At 52.5% G+C, this 16,332-nt stretch carries 15 protein-coding genes; 8 read left to right on the top strand and 7 right to left on the bottom strand.

Going from position 1 to position 16,332, the window contains the following annotated elements; translation table 11 throughout:
• A partial coding sequence (locus THS27_RS01580) for a DUF4347 domain-containing protein (protein ID WP_139835438.1) occupies positions 1-1,747 on the bottom strand: 1,747 nt, incomplete at its 3' end.
• 553 nt (positions 1,748-2,300) lie between these two features.
• On the opposite strand from THS27_RS01580, the gene THS27_RS27695 reads away from it, so the two are divergent.
• From THS27_RS27695 to THS27_RS26835, 3 genes are all read left to right on the top strand, one after another.
• Positions 2,301-2,579 (top strand): tail fiber protein, encoded by a 279-nt coding sequence (locus THS27_RS27695; protein WP_085587236.1) that lies wholly within the window; start codon positions 2,301-2,303, stop codon positions 2,577-2,579.
• A gap of 44 nt (positions 2,580-2,623) precedes the next feature.
• Positions 2,624-2,905, top strand: coding sequence for a hypothetical protein (locus THS27_RS01570; protein WP_085587235.1), 282 nt, complete (start codon positions 2,624-2,626; stop codon positions 2,903-2,905).
• Between the two features lie 283 nt (positions 2,906-3,188).
• On the top strand, positions 3,189-3,326 hold the full coding sequence (locus THS27_RS26835; protein WP_168184794.1) for a hypothetical protein: 138 nt from the start codon (positions 3,189-3,191) through the stop codon (positions 3,324-3,326).
• Between the two features lie 299 nt (positions 3,327-3,625).
• On the opposite strand, the gene mntR is transcribed toward THS27_RS26835, so the two are convergent.
• Entirely contained in the window at positions 3,626-4,069 is a 444-nt protein-coding gene (gene mntR, locus THS27_RS01555) for a manganese-binding transcriptional regulator MntR (RefSeq protein WP_085587232.1), read from the bottom strand.
• Between the two features lie 103 nt (positions 4,070-4,172).
• Positions 4,173-5,330, bottom strand: a complete 1,158-nt coding sequence (locus THS27_RS01550; RefSeq protein ID WP_139835437.1) for a siderophore-interacting protein — start codon at positions 5,328-5,330, stop codon at positions 4,173-4,175.
• Between the two features lie 164 nt (positions 5,331-5,494).
• On the opposite strand from THS27_RS01550, the gene THS27_RS01545 reads away from it, so the two are divergent.
• The 3 genes from THS27_RS01545 (at position 5,495) to THS27_RS01535 (ending at position 8,388) form a co-directional block, all read left to right on the top strand.
• Complete coding sequence (locus THS27_RS01545; RefSeq protein ID WP_085587230.1) at positions 5,495-6,361, top strand: GNAT family N-acetyltransferase; 867 nt, start codon at positions 5,495-5,497, stop codon at positions 6,359-6,361.
• A 257-nt stretch (positions 6,362-6,618) separates the two neighbouring features.
• On the top strand, positions 6,619-7,398 hold the full coding sequence (locus tag THS27_RS01540) for a motility protein A (RefSeq protein ID WP_085587229.1): 780 nt from the start codon (positions 6,619-6,621) through the stop codon (positions 7,396-7,398).
• Between the two features lie 75 nt (positions 7,399-7,473).
• Entirely contained in the window at positions 7,474-8,388 is a 915-nt protein-coding gene (locus THS27_RS01535) for an OmpA family protein (protein WP_085587228.1), read from the top strand.
• A gap of 166 nt (positions 8,389-8,554) precedes the next feature.
• Here THS27_RS01535 and THS27_RS01530 read toward each other — a convergent pair whose 3' ends face one another.
• Positions 8,555-9,937, bottom strand: a complete 1,383-nt coding sequence (locus THS27_RS01530; RefSeq protein WP_085587275.1) for a DHA2 family efflux MFS transporter permease subunit — start codon at positions 9,935-9,937, stop codon at positions 8,555-8,557.
• Between the two features lie 95 nt (positions 9,938-10,032).
• On the opposite strand from THS27_RS01530, the gene THS27_RS01525 reads away from it, so the two are divergent.
• Together THS27_RS01525 and THS27_RS01520 are read left to right on the top strand one after the other, a co-directional pair.
• Positions 10,033-10,626 (top strand): TetR/AcrR family transcriptional regulator, encoded by a 594-nt coding sequence (locus tag THS27_RS01525; RefSeq protein ID WP_085587227.1) that lies wholly within the window; start codon positions 10,033-10,035, stop codon positions 10,624-10,626.
• A gap of 304 nt (positions 10,627-10,930) precedes the next feature.
• The gene (locus THS27_RS01520; RefSeq protein ID WP_168184793.1) at positions 10,931-12,403 is read left to right on the top strand and encodes a pentapeptide repeat-containing protein; all 1,473 of its coding nucleotides are present in this window, start codon (positions 10,931-10,933) and stop codon (positions 12,401-12,403) included.
• A gap of 89 nt (positions 12,404-12,492) precedes the next feature.
• On the opposite strand, the gene mutL is transcribed toward THS27_RS01520, so the two are convergent.
• From mutL to THS27_RS01505, 3 genes are all read right to left on the bottom strand, one after another.
• Positions 12,493-14,472: a DNA mismatch repair endonuclease MutL gene (gene mutL, locus THS27_RS01515; RefSeq protein ID WP_085587225.1), complete on the bottom strand. Its 1,980-nt coding sequence runs from the start codon at positions 14,470-14,472 to the stop codon at positions 12,493-12,495.
• Positions 14,473-14,610: 138 nt separating this feature from the next.
• Positions 14,611-15,453, bottom strand: coding sequence for a transporter substrate-binding domain-containing protein (locus THS27_RS01510; RefSeq protein WP_085587224.1), 843 nt, complete (start codon positions 15,451-15,453; stop codon positions 14,611-14,613).
• 45 nt (positions 15,454-15,498) lie between these two features.
• Positions 15,499-16,275, bottom strand: a complete 777-nt coding sequence (locus THS27_RS01505) for an ABC transporter ATP-binding protein (RefSeq protein WP_085587274.1) — start codon at positions 16,273-16,275, stop codon at positions 15,499-15,501.
• Positions 16,276-16,332 lie beyond the last annotated feature (57 nt).

Raw genomic sequence — 16,332 nt, 5'->3', positions numbered from 1 at the left:
CATTTGCCGCATCACGAATTTGGGTGGTGATCGTAACATCCTGATCCCAGTCTGCCGCGGGCGTGAAGGCCACGGCAGCAAGGGCAGCATTAACGTCATCCACCGAACCACTTACTGTCCAGATCCCGGTATTAGAATCGTATCCTGAACTTGCCGAGCCGAATGTTCCGGTAGTCAGGCTGCCAGCGGCGGTGTTTGACAGTGTCAGCGTCGCAGTGATGGTATCGCCACTATCCGCATCCGTCACCACTATGTCATCAAGCGCAACGGCTGAACCTGGATCTTCGGTATAAGGAACCGTCTGCGTCAGGTTGCTGGCCGTTGGTGCATTATTTGGCACAACTTCGGTCGCAAAGAGATTATCAATTTCATATGATGCTGTACCATCAAATGCAAGTTCTACGCGATCAACGTTTTGGTACGCGGCCCCCTCAAATGAAAAGTGCCCTGAATAATAGGAATTCGTTACCTCTAATGCACTATAAACATTATCATATTTAATAGTACCACCTCCTGCCAAGCCAGTGGGAATTGTTACATCGTCAGCAGAAAGATCTATTGAAGCGGTTCCAACAAGAATATTATTGCTATAAATATTTATCGTACCAATAGGATTTGAAATAGCTGTCACTGTGCCGAAATCAAATGATTGCAAAGAAACAAAACCACTTTGCGTTTCAAAACCGTATACAGTATCGACGTTTCCTGCATCATTTTGACTATTCCAGATCAAAGTGCCGTCACCGGCGTCTTCATCAGAATTCAAATGAGTAGAAACACCTGTTTGAGATGAATTACCAATTGCCAGACCAACAGCCGTTGTCGACGTAAAGTTCCATCCATTTAACGAAATGGTTGTAGCGCCATTTTGGGATTGAGGAGCATCAACATCAAACGTTTCGCTGCTTGCAAGGATCCCATGAAACTCAGCCTGGGCATTCGCAGATATTGAAACTACAGCCTCAATCTGGCCATGAGAGACCTCAAGATCCCAGTCGCCCCCCATGTCTGCTGCGCCTGTTACATTATTTGATGCGGCAACATCCGCACCAGTCAGGCCTGCCATGGCATCAACAAAGGCCATTCCTTGCTGATCACTGCCAACATTGCAACCATATAGCAAGATGTCCCCGGCATCAGTGAGATGCGCACCGATATCAGCCAGCGCACCGGACTGGCTCGACAGATTATCAACATCAATAATCTGATCACCCAGAATTATTGCTCCAACGGATCCATGCGACACCAGATGCACTGCATCAAACTGCCCATAAGAAGACAAAAGGTCAGCTATCTGGGTTAAAGTACCGTCAGACTGGAAAGTTATTACGGTAACATCGCCAGAGAACCCTGCCGCCAACGTTTCGTAACCTGCAATCGATGTGTCGATTAAAGCAACTTCGTGCGTTTGCGTTCCACTATGTGCCGGTATGGCATCGGGTATGACAACCGGGTTATCGCCGGCATCATTACCGTTATTCTCTGCAGTTTGCGCACTGGTATTGGCATCACCATCCGAATTGCTAACCGGCAGATCAGAACCGCTCTTAGTGCCCGAGCCATCGTGCGACGCGTTATCAGCAGTGGCGGCTTCAACTTGCGCCTGCGCATCCTGTGCGGCTTCTGCTCCGGTAGCAGCCCCGGCAGCATCAAACATGAAGCGCGGCTCCAGACACATCGGTTGAATTTGCGAAAACCCGACATCAATTAGTGCCTTGGCACCTTTTAAACGGTCCAGACGTGTCATTTATTGTTTGCTCCCATAAGCGGTCCCAGCGCCCTGAACCTGAATATGCAGAACGGATATAACTGCTTCAGATCCTAGAAAAATAACTATCCCAACGCATGACAGCATGCAACCTTTGCGCGATTATCACCCTCTTACGAGCTAGATAAATTCAAAATAACCGCCCATAACCCACCTCTTTGAATAGTTTTTTCTCCAAAAGAGAGGCCTTATTTATGCGCAGCATGAGTTTCAATTTTTGAAATAAAATTCGAATCTACCAAGTATAAAAAGAACACACATTCAGCGATAATATTTTGTAATGTTTATAAAAAATATTCCATCTCATTAAAAATTTTAACATCCGACTCGATTCGCGTTTCCTAGAGTCACGTTGCGCATCATTTCCAGCAGGCAGAATCCACTTCCAATTTACGGCCACAACAATCCTTTCGATGGTTTTTTTTCACTTTTCGACAATCTTAAATTGACCAATTAAAATGCTGATGCTGATAATATCGATGAAACCTGAAATTGAAAAATTTGACAACACGAGGGGACATCATGGAAGATTATGCCGGGGTTATTCAGGCGCCAGGATTTGACTTTTCGCCACGCAACTAGTCGTTATTGCCTGGAGAAATTAATCGCCTTCTCGCAAAACGATGCTCTTTTCAGTCTGCCTGGCGTCATTTATGGGGGCAACGGACAAACTTCTTTTTTCCGACCAGATTTACAAAGCGGGGTTCCATTGAGCTATGGAAATGGCGCAGGACTGCCGCGTTATATAATCGGCAGAAAAAATCGGAACACCATCACTGATATTAGTAATATTGAATATGCCATCTTATAGCCATCCACACGTCTATAGTGGCGCAGGTGCAACAAGTGCTCTTCATGTTTCGAAAAAAGCAGAAAACAGTCCAAACACCAAACGATGGCGATTATATTGGTTTGCCTGCCAACAACTTAGGGGCTTCCGGGTTCTTATATGTTTCAGCAGCTGATGGCGCATCAAACCCGCCAGCGGCAATTTCCGGTGTAACGGGGGCTGCATTTAACAATAACGACTTTACCATTGGCAATACCGGCGGCAACATTCCAATCGCTATTGTACAGCCAATTCTTGCGATCAATTACTCGATCTGCCTATACGGCACTTTTTCTTCCCAAAACTAAAAACCCGCCCCCTGGGGGATACCGGGGGGAACTCGAAACCATCCCTAAAACACCGTAATTGCCCTTTTCCCTTGATAGTTTCAACGATACACGGGCCTTGGTTAAACGATTTGCATCACCCTGCAAATAATGACCGGTATATTTATATCTTGCAAATATACCTGACCATTTAAGGCAACGCTCAGCTTCGGTTTTACGACATATCCATACGCAGCCCGGTCGAATGACAAGGATTTACGCACAAAACTATTTCGCTAAAATCACGATAACTTTAAGGGAATTAATGCTGGGTAAGGGTTTCATCAGCCTAATCGCCGACATTCAGTCGGGTGTTCAGGCGAACGGATATAGCAAGCGACGTCTCTATGTCATTAATCGCGAAAAGCTATCTTATCCTGACGACATTTATGACATCATTTGATCGTCAGACTGGACCAACAGCAATGTCGGTAATGCAGCGGCCTTTTGCCACATGAACCACAGGTTTCGACACCAATCCGACTTCATAGCCCAAAATACCAACATCTCCAGCACAAACCTGAAGCGCAGAATGGCACCTGCTCTGCCTGCGGCTTCTATAAACTTCCTATCGATCGACATCGATATGCTGAAGAATGCATTTTGGCCAACAGGCAAAATATACAGCCGGAAAACTGGGAAATGTGCGCTGGATCGATCTTAAAATCGCCCCATGCAGAAGCGCCATGAAGAGAGCTGACATTAACTCTTACACGCGCGCCCTTCGGTAAAGGCGCGGAAAACATCCAGCGTTTCGGCGCTCACATGGTGTTCAATCCCCTCGGCATCGAACTCTGCAATCTGCGCATCCAGACCAAGTGCTATCAGGAAATCATAGACAATTCTGTGCCGTTCCCGGCACTTGTCGGCCAGGGTTTGTCCTGCATCGGTCAGAAAAATGGAACGATAAGGCCGGCTCGATACAAAACCGTCGCGCTCCAGCCGTTTGATCGTATTGTTAACCGTTGCCGGTGTCACACCAAACCGCGCGGCCAATGAAACGGCGCGCGCCTCGCCTTCCTCGACAATCAGGTCGGCAATCATCTCTACGTAATCTTCCGTTACCTCACGCGCATGCGCATCGCGAAGCCGGGCAAAGGTTTCCGCATGATTTTCCTTGGGTGGAAGCGCCGCCCCGCCGGCCATTCCTGTCTCCTGCTTTTGAACAATTATTTGTCATACCAATTTCAAAAGCAAAAATCAATTTAGCATCGGCTAACTTTCGATCTCCAGTAAAAAACAGGGGACCTTAATGCGCCTCGGCCCGCCAGAACGTCATAACAAGGCATTGCTCGCGGCCCAGTTTTAATGTCTTGCGAAAATGGGTATGCAAATGGCGATAAATCTTTTGTTCTGTCGCCGTCCAGCAAAAAACGCCATGCGTTTCATCGGGAACCTTGATGTCACAAATTGCGCGGGCAAACGGCGAAACATCGTCACCTGCACCTGCACCTGCACCTGCATCTGCATCTGCATCCACATTCGTATTGGTCCCCTGTGGGGCAAATGCCATTTCGGGGCAACTGCCGTCGCGAAAAATCCATGCCAGATCAAACCCAGGATGATGTGGCAAATTCTGTTTGGCGTCGGGGCCTGAAACCTCGAGAATGACATGTCCGGTTTTGTCATCGGGCAAGTCTTCCAAATATCGGCAAATTGCCGGTATCCCCGTTTCATCGGCCGCAAACAAATACCAGTCCACCACAGGCAAATCACTGCCGATCGGCCCTGTTACCCCCACAAGCTGCCCGGGCACGGCATTATTGGCAAATCGCGACCCGGGGCCGTTATCGCCATGAACCACAAAATCAATATCCATCCAGCCTTCGTCGGCATTGATTTGACGAATGGTGTAAACACGGGGTTCTACCTTGTCCTCGCCCTTGGGCCAAACCGGCAAACCGTTTTCCCCCATCGTTGGCCATTGCGGCGCGCTAACGCCATGGGGCGGAATAATCAGACGTACATGTATTGCCCCGCCCAAATAGGGGGTTAAATCATCGCCATATAATCGGAGCCGGCGCATGTCAGGCCCCAAATTAGTAACCTTGCCCACGCTTAGTTCACGAAAATTGGGCAGTTTACCGCCTTTTTCCGAGGCCTGCCCTGCCCCGTGCCAACGACAGTCAAGATCAGCCCCGGGTACCAGTTGATCCACCATCGTGATCACACCGGTTTTAAGCTGGGTAATTGCCGTGTCATTTGCAGCGGTTATTTCGATGCCAATTGCTCTATCGCGCGGACCAACCCGAACCGTTCCAAGCGATATTGAAATCACGTGGTCATCGCCTTCGATCGAAACACTGCAATCATTGTCACGATAAAACGCCGACAAAACATCCAGCGCCCGCCGCGGATCCGGCACGGCAACCTGCGTGTGCGCCCGAACAATTTTAGAAGTCATCATGCCAAAGCCCGTAATGCTTGCAAAACCAAAGACAATGACCAAAACCAATATTACAAATGAAAATCATTCGCAATTTTTTATTATAGATTCCACCGATATTCTTTTTTCTGATCGGCAAAATGCGTTAAACCATAGGCTTACATACGATTTCCTACGGAAGAATAATGGCTCATCCTGAAAAAATCCGGCGCTTGCGCGAGAACGATCTGAAAACCATGCTGCAATGGGCATCTGATGAAGGATGGAACCCCGGCCAGGATGACCTGCAAGCATTCTGGCACACCGACCCGGAAGGGTACTGGGGGGCGTTCGACAAAAAAGGGTTGGCCGCCGTTATTTCCTGCGTCACATACAGTGCCGATTTTGCCTTTGTCGGGTTTTACATGTGCCGCCCGGACCGCCGGGGGCAAGGACTTGGCCTTCGGCTATGGGATAGCGTGCTTGGCGGGCCTGTTTCGCACACCATCGGACTCGACGGCGTGGTCGCCCAGCAGGACAATTATGCAAAATCCGGTTTTCAATTTGCTCATCGCAACATCCGCATGGCAGGCACCCTGCCGGCATCCGACGCGTTTACCGCCCCGTCGGACCTGTTTGAGCTGAAAATTGACGACATCGCGATTGCCGATGCTTTTGAACAAAGCCTGAAACTGTTTGCCGAATCGCGCCTGTCATTTCTCAGGGGCTGGATCGGCAGCGAAAAGCACACCGCTCTTGCCCTTTATGGACCAATGGGGGTGCGCGGTTATGGCGTAATTCGCCCCTGCCAGAACGGGTATAAGATCGGCCCGCTATTTGCCCAGGATGCCGATGATGCCGATTGCCTGTTTCAGGCATTGCTGGCACGACGCCAGAACAATCTGGATTGCCCGGTATTTCTGGATGTTCCGGAACCCAACCATGCCGCAGTTGCCCTTGCCCGAAAATATGCAATGAAACCTGTATTTGAAACCGCCCGTATGTATCGCGGTCCAATGCCTGAACTTGATCTGGCAAAAACCTTTGGCATTTCCAGCTTTGAATTAGGATAATTCCAAACTGAAGCAAGATGGCGATCTTCCCGCCACCACCCGTTAAGGCACTTTATTTATGGCTCCTCATTTGGGGATGCAAAAACATCATGGCCGCAACCATAATACGCACACGGAATAAAAACCGTTTCACTATGGAAATCGGATAGTTAACCCCAATCTGTTCTATATTGGCACTTGTCCGTGCACATTATGGTCAATTAACGGGTCTGCACCCGACGCCGAACCGAAACCACAACAGGTAGCAGTCAAAGACAATGGATATCGCAACACTCGTTGGAATTATTGCCGGCACAGGCGTTATTGTTGGCGCTATTATGCTGGGCGGCAGCCTTGGGGCCTTTGTCGATGTGCCATCAATCATGGTTGTGTTTGGCGGAACAGCGGCAGCAACCCTGATCAAATTTCCCATGCGCGACGTGGTGAAATCGATGAAAACCGGCATCGGCATTGCGTTTAAAAACCCCAAGGAAGACCCGCAATCGATTTACGAAAAGGCAATGGAGCTTTCCGCGCTGGTGCGTAAAAACGGCCTTTTGGGGCTGGAAAGTGTTGAAATTGAAAACGAGGTCATGAAACGCGGCATCCGCATGTGCGTGGATGGCCATAATGGCGACGTGATCCGCAGTTCGATTTCCAGCGAGGTCGCCAAATCCATCCAGCGCGACGAACTGGGCGAGTTAATGTTTCGCGGCATTGGCGATACCGCCCCCGCATTTGGCATGATCGGTACTTTGGTCGGGCTGGTGCAAATGCTGGCCAACCTGTCTGACCCTGATGCCATTGGCCCGGCCATGGCCATTGCCATGTTGACCACATTTTATGGCGCAGTTCTGGCTAACCTGATCGCCCTGCCCATTGCCGATAAACTGGCATTAAAAGTTGAACAACTGCGTAATACCAAGGAACTGATTGTGGAATCCGTTGTGCAAATTCAGGCCAGCCAAAGCCCGATGGTGATGAAAGAAATCCTCGGCCCTTACCTTCCCGGTGGTATTCCGGTAGATGACGGCGCCGGTGAAGGGGGCGACGCGTAATTCCGGTCTGTAACTTGACCCACACCGCCATTCGCCCCACACTTGACACTTCCTCATTCTGGATAATTTCACCCGATGGCTAAAAAACCTGCAGCAGGCGCACCCGCATGGATGGCAACATTTGCCGACTTGATGTCGCTGTTGCTGGTGCTGTTTGTGCTGTTGCTGACATTTGCCGAAATGGACGTGGTGAAATACAAGGCGATTGCGGGGTCGGTTAAATCCGCCTTTGGTTTTGCCAAGGATGACAAACTTTCCGGCGTGATCGAAATGGACGGATCACTTCTGGGCAAGGCCATCAAAAACCCCTCCCCCAATACCCCGCGCGTTGTTACTGAACTGCCGCCTGTACAAACCCCGAACGTCGAAATCAACAAAACCGATACCGGACAGGAACGGGCCGAAAAACTTGAAAACACCATCGAAACGGTGTTGCAACGCATGGGGCTAACCGAACAGATCGGCATTGAACGCAAGGGCGATGAAGTTGTGGTTCGCTTCCCCGATGATATTGCCTTTCCATCCGGGTCTTCACAAATCAACGAGGATTTTGGCGCAATTCTTAACCGTGTCCTGCCGGTGATCAAACAAACCGACGGCACCGTGATCGTCGCCGGTCATACCGATAATATTCCGCTTTCGCCGTCCTCGCGGTTTCAATCGAACTGGGATCTATCCGCCTCGCGCGCGACATCTGTGCTGCACTGGATGATCAATGAAAACGACATGAACCCTAACCGCATGATCCTGCAAGGATTTGGGGATAGCCGCCCGATTGCAAGCAACGACACACCCGAAGGCCGATCCAAAAACCGCCGGGTTGAGCTGACAATTATTATGGAAGACGCACAAGGCGGCGCAAAATCCGGCGACGACGCCCCCGGAGGGAACAGTACCGGCCCGCAACAGGGAAATTCGGCAACACCAGCCGAACCCGAGCAAAATAGCGACCGCGTTGGCACCGGTTTCATCCGCCAGTCACGCCCATAATTGTTGGCGCAGCGGGCGCAAGCAAGGACTGTTCGTAAACCAAATGTTGTAATGCAGGGACTCCCTTAATGCCCTGCATCACAGGAAGAACATTTCAAAAAACTTGCCAGTTGCCCTCCTGCCTGATCGCCCCGTCGTTACGAACAGTTCCAATGGTCATAAGGCACTAATCCTGTGTGGCGCGATAAATACGCCGCCCTTTCCACATCCAGCCCGCCGCAACAATCGCACCACCCGCCAACGCGCAAAGCACGACAAACCCCATTAACCCGGCATTTGCCGCATTTGGCAAAGCGGCCTTGTTCACCACAATCGCAACTGCAATTGCGCCAAAAGCGCCGCCAACACGTTGAACAATGTTAATCAGGGTTGCGGCATCCGCGGTCTGGTTCTTTGTAACGGCAATATAAGCCGCTGTCATAGCAGGCATCTGGACCATTGCCACCGCCATTCCCCGCATAAATAACAACAGCAATATCCCCCAAAACGACAGCAAACCCGGCCATAAAAATGGTGCTGTCACCAACAGCAAACAAACCGCGCCCAGCATACAGGAAACAGCGGCCCCATAACGATCCGTCAGTTGGCCCGCAATGGGCAATGCAATGGCAGAACCAAGCCCCATTAACAGCAAACCGAAACCCGCCTGATCAATTGGTTGTCGCAAGGTATTTTGCAAAAACATTGCAAAAAACAGCAACCCGCCATAAAGGCTGGCCCCGGTTAAACCCGCCAGTATCACCGCAACCGTAAAACCGGGAATTTTAAACAGGTCCATATCAATCAGGGGCTGGTTTGTGCGGGTTGCATGAACAAGAAACGCGGCAACAAACACCACGCCGCACACCGTAAAAACCACCGGCCCAAATGCCCCACCCTGAACACCCAGCCGAAGCGCACCATACAGCAATAACGGCAAACCACATGCGATCAGCGCAAAGCCGCGATAGTCAAAACGCAAGGTGGAACCGGTATTACTGGCAGGCAACACCGTTTTTGCCGCCCACAGGGCCATAAGCCCAAAAGGAAGGTTTATCCAGAACAGCCACCGCCAGGAAACAACTTCCAGAATAACACCGCCCAGCCCTGGGCCAAGGGCTGGGCCCAAGGCAACAGCAAAGCCGACCGTTCCCATCAGACGGCCAAGTTGCTGGCGGCTGGCCTGCGCGGTTAAAATGGCCTGGCCCGTTGGCACCATCACGCCGGTTGCCGCCCCCTGCAAACACCGCGCGGCTATAAGAAAGCCGGAATTTGGCGCCAAAGCACAAAAAACCGATGCCGTAACAAACAGCAGCACACTGCTAAACCAAACCCGATTATGCCCAAACCGTTGTCCCAGCCACGCAGTTAAAGGCAGTGAAACCGCCAACGCAATCAAATATCCCGTCACAATCCATTGAATATCGGAAAAGGATGCGGAAAAATCCCGGGCAATCGTTTTAACCGCAAGATTGGCAACCGTGGCATCAAGCATCGCCATAAACGCACCGGCACCGGTTACAAAGGCAACCAGCCATAAACGTACTGGAACAGGTGTGCTGACAGGCATGTACAACGTCCCGAAATCATAAACAGGCAAATATTCATTTTTATGGTACACATGTATCATAAAAAAGAACCCTTTTGCAAAGAAAGGCCCTGAAAATGCCCCGTCTGGTTGACCACGACCAACGCCGAGCAACCATCCTGAACGCATTTGTTGCTGTCGCAATTCGCGATGGTTTGCACACGGTTTCGTTGCGCCAGGTGGCGGCAGAAGCCGGTATTTCCCTGCGGCTGGTACAATATTATTTCAAAACCAAGGCAGGGCTGATGCAGGCGGGCCTTTCCTATCTTGAACAGCAAAGCAATGAACGCTGGAAAAAACGGCTAACGGTTGCAACACATCAGCCAACCATCCGCGCCACCCTTCAGGCACTATGTGCCGAGGCCCTGCCCAATGACCGGGCAAGCCGCGAATTTCACCTTTTGTGGATGTCCTATACGATCCTCGCCCTGACCACCGACGATTTCCCCGACCAGTCCTTTACCCGGGCCCCTAACCGGCTGCATCAAACCGTTACCGGCCTGCTGCAATCCGGTATTGAAAACGGCGAGTTTGACCATACCCTTGACGCCAATGACGAAGCTGGCATTCTGTTGGGATTAATTCATGGCTTAGGCACCGCAGTACTGATCGGCCAGCAAGAACCCGAAAATGCACTGGCACTGCTTAATCGCCATTTAAACAGACTGTAATCAGACGTCCCGGTTTCGCTATATCGATAACGCGCCAGGCCAGCAGCGGACAGCAAACAGATCAGGTGTTTAACCACCGGCGTTTTGTCCGCATGACATAACATCATCAGTACCAGTTATTCCGGCTGCCCTTGCTTTGGGAACCAACGCCAAACCGATGGCCTTTGCCAAAATCCTTTCGGTCACGCCGCCGCGCAGCAAATTTTATTTTAAACAAAATTAGATTGCCCTTGCCTCTCCACAAAATCGACCTATACCCCATATGCAAAGGTATAGATTTTCACCCAGGATAAACTGTTCCGAAATGTCCCTTATGTCTGGCCTGTCCGTTTTATATGCCGATTACAGCCCCAAGGCCGCCAGCCTTGTGCGCGAAGCATTGCAGCCATATAACATTGGTGCCTTCTATGCCTGCGAAACCCAGGAAGAAACGCTGGCGCTGGCCCATCGTTACCGGCCACGTCTGGTGATGGTCAGCCACCAGCTTGAAGGGTATCAAGGCATAAAAACAATCGGCTATCTGCGCGCCATGTCCGGGCAGGACGACCCGTATTTTACCCAGGTTCCTGTTTTGCTGGGGGCCAAATCGCTTAACCGCGATGCCATGCGCAGTGCAGTTGTCGCTGGTATCGAAGGGGTGTTTCGCCAACCCGTCAACCCCGACCGCCTGCACCGTATTATCAATACGGTCATCAAATCCCCGCGCCGGTTCGTGCTGGAAGGTGATTATTTTGGGCCATCACGCAAAAAAAACGCCCCCGCCGAAACGGCAACGGCCGATACCCCGACGCCCTGCACAACGCCCGATATAACATCATTGCAAGCACCCCCTGCCGAGGATGAAACCCGGCAGTCCGCGTCAGATTTACCAACCCGCAAACCACGGCAATCCAATGCCGGGGTGGTTTTACGCCCAACCCGTAAATCCGCCAGCGTTGATCGTGTGCCCGCCGGTCGGCAACGTGGTGCTGCATCGGGTACCACCCTGCCAGGTACTGTTTTAAAAGGCCGCAAAACAACCCTGACAGCCCTTTCGGAAGAAGACCTGATAACACCGGCGGATGCCCGGGCAAAGGCCACACTGCTTGATGTTGCTGACCTTCAGCAAAATAATCGTGATGCAACCAAATCCGTTGCAAACCTGATATCCACACCCGACAAAGATAGCAAAGCACCATCCCCCAAACCCGATCAAGCTGCTGTGCCCGGTGACGAAGCCGACAGCGACAATGATGACAATAGTGATGACAGCGCCGACGACGACCTTGTCGAAATCGACATTCGCACGGCATTGCTAACCCATAAAATGTGGGTCGATACCGGGGGCAAGGAAGGGAAAATGATATCCTTTGCCCATGCCGATTTACGCAATGAAGACCTTGAAGGCATTGATCTGACCCGGTGTGTGTTGCCCCAGGCCTCCCTGCATAATGCCAATTGCGAGGGCGCGGTTTTACGCCGTTGCGATCTTACGCAGGCTAATTTCAGCGGCGCCAACCTGAAAAACGCCGTGCTGGCGGCCAGCCGCCTTAACGGGGCTAATTTCAAGGATGCCCGTTTGACCGGAACCGTCTTTTTGGGGGCAGATCTCGGCAATGCCAATTTACGCGGGGCAAAACTGCCTCATTGCGACCTTAGCGGCTGTAATCTCGCCAAAACCGATTTGCGCGATGCCGACCTGTCATCGGCCAAGGGTCTGTTCTCCGAACAAATCCAGCGGGCCCGTATAAATGCCAGCACCCGGCTTCCCCGGGACATGAAGTTAAAAACGGTTTAGGGATATACGCGGGAAATAATCGAGAAACCGGTACAAGGCTCGATCTCAGCACCAGCGGTCTATTTTAGCCCCGGTGCCTGCAACATCCTTTAGCGTCGGCCAAACATCTTTTCGATGTCATGCAATTTTAGTTCAACATAGGTCGGGCGACCATGGTTGCACTGGCCGGAATGGGGCGTTGCCTCCATTTGCCGCAAAAGGGCATTCATTTCATCGGCATTCAGCTTCCGCCCGGAACGAACGGAGCCATGGCACGCCATAGTGGCGCACACATACATTAGCCGGTCTTTCAGCGCCATGCCTTGCCCCAGTTCGGCCAGCTCGTCGGCCAAATCACGGACAAGGGCGCTCACATCAACCTTGCCCAGCATGGCGGGCACTTCACGCACCACAATCGCACCGGGGCCAAACGGTTCAATCACCAGCCCCAGTTCGGCAAATTCATCCGCCCGTTCGGCCACGCGGTCAGCCCCGGATTCATCAAGCTCCACCACTTCGGGCAATAACAACCCCTGGCGCTTCACCCCGGTTTCCGCCAAATCGGCTTTCATGCGTTCATAAACAATGCGTTCATGGGCCGCATGCTGGTCCACAATCACCAGTCCGTCACGGGTTTGGGCGATAATATAATTGGCATGAACCTGCCCGCGCGCCGCCCCCAGGGGGTGATCGACAAAGCGGGTATCATCGGTGGCATCAATCCGGGCCGAGGGCGATGCACTGGCATAGCCCCCCGCAAGGGCTGCGGCGGCGGCCCCGGCAAAACCACCATCCGCCCCATCTCCCTGCCCGGCTGAGGGATGGCCACCAAAATCGCGGGGCCGGTCAAACAACCCGCCAATGGCAGGACCACCGGGGCCGCCATTATCAAACGGGGCCTGTGCAGCATAATTGCGTTCAATCGCCTGGTGACCAGGATAGGCATTGGGGTTGCGATTATAGCCACCAAAACCGGCCATCCGCCCCGAAGCACTGCCCAACGCGCCATAGGGCACACCGTCGCCATCTTCGCCTTCGCGGCGCACCGCGCCCATCGCCATATTGGCAACTGTGGTCGATGCCCGGTGCCCGGCCCCGGCCAGCGCATGTTTCAACGCCCCGACAATCAACCCGCGCACCAGCCCCGGATCGCGAAAGCGCACCTCGGTTTTGCCGGGATGCACGTTGACATCCACGTCACGCGGTTCCAGTTCCAAAAACAGGGCCAGCAACGGGTGACGATCACGGGCAAGGAAATCCTGATAAGCTCCGCGCACAGCCCCCTGCAATAACCGGTCCTTCACCGGGCGGCCATTAACAAACAAAAACTGCATCTGGGCATTGCCCCGGTTCAATGTCGGCACACCGGCATAGCCGGTCAGGCGAATGCCCTCGCGTTCCGCCTCAATCTGCAGGGCGTTATCCTGAAATTCGCGGCCCATCACTGCGCCCAGCCGTTTCAGGCGAGCATCGAACAAATCGCCACTGCATGCCGGGTAATTCAGGATCGATTTATTGTTATCCCCGCTCAGCGTAAAACCCACATCGGGCCGTGCCATGGCAAGGCGTTCCATAATCTCGCGGGCATACATCTGTTCGGTACGCGCGGTTTTTAAAAATTTCAACCGCGCCGGGGTGGCGTAAAACAAATCACGCACCTCAACCCGGGTGCCAAACGGATGGGCGGCGGGTTCGGGTTCGCCTTTCATGCCGCCTTCAACGCTCAGGCTCCAGGCGTTATCGGCCCCTTTGGTGCGACTGGTCAGGCGCATTCGCGAAACCGACCCGATGGACGGCAATGCTTCGCCGCGAAACCCCATAAAGGCAATATTGAATAAATCATCATCAGGTAATTTCGATGTCGCATGACGCTCGACCGCCAGGGCCAGTTCCTCGGGGGTCATCCCTCGCCCGTCATCGGTAACAGATAACAAGGTGCGTCCGCCCTCGCGCAGGGCAACATCCACCTTTTGCGCCCCGGCATCCAGGGCGTTTTCCACCAGTTCCTTTAACGCCGCGGCCGGGCGTTCCACCACCTCACCGGCGGCAATCTGGTTGATCAGGTTCTGGGGCAGGATGCGCAGCGACATAAACAAAAGCCTGTGTTGTTCGATACCCTATATAGAAGGGCACAGCCCCCAAAAGCAACAGGGGCAGCGAAATCCCTTTCGCCGCCCCTGCCTTGCGTTGATGTCAAACCGGAAAGGTTAAACAAATCCGATTTAAAATCAGTGCGGCGTTACATCAAAGCCAAACCATTTGTCCGACAGTTTCTTGATTGTGCCATCGGCCTTGGCTTGCGCAATGGCCTTGTTAAACATGTCGCGCAGATCGGTATCTTCCTTGCGCAAACCAACCGAGCTACCCCGGCCCAGAATGCCCCGCTGGAAACGCGGCCCGGCTACGACCATGTCGCTATTGCCTTCTTTGGCAGCGGCGGTTGAAAGGTAGCCCATCGATGCCATGATCACGTCAACACGGCCTGCCAGCAAATCAAGGTCATGCTGTTCGGTGGATTTGTATTCGCGAATTTCGGCGGTGTCCTTCAGGTATTTATCAAGGAATACCGACGCGATAGAGGCCGTCTGAACACCAATGATTTTGCCCTTGAGGAACGGCTTGATGTCTTCAACAGCTTTTTCAGCCTGTGGCAATTCGGATTCCAGCGAGAACACTTCGCCAAAATGTGGCATTTTTTCCAGGTCACTGCCGCGTGCTACAGCAAAGGTCTGGCCAGTGGTGCCATAGGATTCCGAAAAGCTGATGATTTTTTCGCGTTTTGCCGTTGCCGACATGCCCGCCATAATCGCATCAAACTTGCCTGCCGTCAGGGCCGGAATAATACCGTCCCATGCCTGCGTTACCATGGTGCATTCCACATTCATCCGTTTGCACAAATCCTTGTACAAATCGATTTCATACCCTTCAAGCGACCCGTCGGGTTTGGTCGAATTCCACGGGGGAAATGCCCCTTCGGTCGCAATCGTGATATGCTTCCATTCCTTGGCCTCTGCCTGGCCCAGCATTGCCAGCCCCATGCAAACGGCCAGAACCATTTTACCAAATTTCATTTAGACCTCCGTGATGATTGTTTTGGCGTTATATCGCCGGTTTTATTAATGCGGCTGGGCCGCGATGAATTGTCGGAACCGGGCCGACCGGCTGGCCCCAAACACCGTTTGGGGGGCGCCGTCTTCCTCGATCCACCCCTGTTCGAGAAAGATCACCCGGTTGGAAACCTCGCGGGCAAACCCCATTTCGTGTGTCACCACCAGCATGGTCCGCCCTTCGTCGGCCAGTGCGCGCATCACGCGCAACACTTCGCCTACCAGTTCGGGGTCCAGTGCCGATGTCGGTTCGTCAAACAGCATAACCTTGGGATGCATCGCCAATGACCGGGCAATGGCAGCACGCTGCTGCTGCCCGCCTGACAGATGGGCAGGATAGGAAAAACGCTTTTCGTAAATGCCAACCTTTTCCAGATAGGCGCAGGCTTCATCATGGCATTCGGCAACCGGGCGTTTTTGCACAAACACCGGCGCTTCCATTACGTTTTCCAGAACGGTTTTGTGCGACCACAAATTAAAACCTTGAAACACCATGCCCACATTGGTGCGCAGCCGGTTAAGCTGGCCCATATCGGCCGCTTCAAGATCGCCATTATTGCCCGAACGCGTGCGTATGGTTTCCCCGGCAATGGTAATTTCGCCCATGGTGGGGGATTCCAGGAAATTCACACAGCGCAGCAAGGTTGATTTACCCGAGCCGGAAGATCCCAAAATTGACACCACCTGCCCTTCGGCCACATCAATATCAATGCCCTTAAGCACTTCGACATCGCCGAAATTTTTATGCAGGTTGCGAATGCTGATCGCGGTCTTTTGATCCGACATCTGCGCATCGGCAAATGGCCCCGCCAACGCCATGTCCTGATCTGGTACCCCCGGCTG

Source organism: Thalassospira sp. MCCC 1A01428, assembly GCF_002115825.1.
GTDB lineage: Bacteria > Pseudomonadota > Alphaproteobacteria > Rhodospirillales > Thalassospiraceae > Thalassospira.
Note: the sequence above shows the minus strand (reverse complement) of the source record. Positions and strands in the feature narration are given on the sequence as shown.

What these genes read in the sequence shown, in the direction of transcription:
- THS27_RS01520 (WP_168184793.1), top strand. Translation starts at nt 10,931, where the DNA reads ATGTCCCTTATGTCTGGCCTGTCCGTTTTATATGCCGATTACAGCCCC.
- THS27_RS01505 (WP_085587274.1), bottom strand. Translation starts at nt 16,275, where the DNA reads ATGTCGGATCAAAAGACCGCGATCAGCATTCGCAACCTGCATAAAAAT.
- THS27_RS01550 (WP_139835437.1), bottom strand. Translation starts at nt 5,330, where the DNA reads ATGATGACTTCTAAAATTGTTCGGGCGCACACGCAGGTTGCCGTGCCG.
- THS27_RS01540 (WP_085587229.1), top strand. Translation starts at nt 6,619, where the DNA reads ATGGATATCGCAACACTCGTTGGAATTATTGCCGGCACAGGCGTTATT.
- THS27_RS01510 (WP_085587224.1), bottom strand. Translation starts at nt 15,453, where the DNA reads ATGAAATTTGGTAAAATGGTTCTGGCCGTTTGCATGGGGCTGGCAATG.
- THS27_RS01530 (WP_085587275.1), bottom strand. Translation starts at nt 9,937, where the DNA reads ATGCCTGTCAGCACACCTGTTCCAGTACGTTTATGGCTGGTTGCCTTT.
- mntR (WP_085587232.1), bottom strand. Translation starts at nt 4,069, where the DNA reads ATGGCCGGCGGGGCGGCGCTTCCACCCAAGGAAAATCATGCGGAAACC.
- THS27_RS01570 (WP_085587235.1), top strand. Translation starts at nt 2,624, where the DNA reads ATGTTTCGAAAAAAGCAGAAAACAGTCCAAACACCAAACGATGGCGAT.
- THS27_RS01525 (WP_085587227.1), top strand. Translation starts at nt 10,033, where the DNA reads ATGCCCCGTCTGGTTGACCACGACCAACGCCGAGCAACCATCCTGAAC.
- mutL (WP_085587225.1), bottom strand. Translation starts at nt 14,472, where the DNA reads ATGTCGCTGCGCATCCTGCCCCAGAACCTGATCAACCAGATTGCCGCC.
- THS27_RS26835 (WP_168184794.1), top strand. Translation starts at nt 3,189, where the DNA reads ATGCTGGGTAAGGGTTTCATCAGCCTAATCGCCGACATTCAGTCGGGT.
- THS27_RS27695 (WP_085587236.1), top strand. Translation starts at nt 2,301, where the DNA reads ATGCCGGGGTTATTCAGGCGCCAGGATTTGACTTTTCGCCACGCAACT.
- THS27_RS01535 (WP_085587228.1), top strand. Translation starts at nt 7,474, where the DNA reads ATGGCTAAAAAACCTGCAGCAGGCGCACCCGCATGGATGGCAACATTT.
- THS27_RS01545 (WP_085587230.1), top strand. Translation starts at nt 5,495, where the DNA reads ATGGCTCATCCTGAAAAAATCCGGCGCTTGCGCGAGAACGATCTGAAA.